General features: G+C 41.9%; 1 protein-coding gene. It reads right to left on the reverse strand.

All coding sequences use genetic code 11. From position 1 onward, the window contains the following. Nucleotides 1-260, reverse strand: a 260-nt coding sequence (locus tag AAEY83_RS16285) for an ATP-binding protein (RefSeq protein ID WP_351060696.1), incomplete at both ends; no start/stop codon positions are given.

The raw sequence follows: 260 nt of genomic DNA on the forward strand, positions 1-260 counted from the left end.
CGGTGCCACCATATTCTCGGGTAATTGAGTTTTCGGCCTGAATAAATGGATTAAATATTTCGCGAAGTTGCGTCTGCGACATGCCTTTACCGTTATCAGTTACGCAAAAGCGTAAGGTAAAGTGATCAGTCGTATTATGAACCACCTCTACTGATATTTTTACATGGCCTTGGGTTTTTTCATCAGTGCTAGTGAATTTAATTGCGTTGCTACATAGGTTATAAAGCACCTGACGTACACGCACACTATCACCGGTAAGG

Origin of the sequence: Psychrobacter sp. TB20-MNA-CIBAN-0197 (genome assembly GCF_040309765.1) — a bacterium.
GTDB lineage: Bacteria > Pseudomonadota > Gammaproteobacteria > Pseudomonadales > Moraxellaceae > Psychrobacter > Psychrobacter submarinus.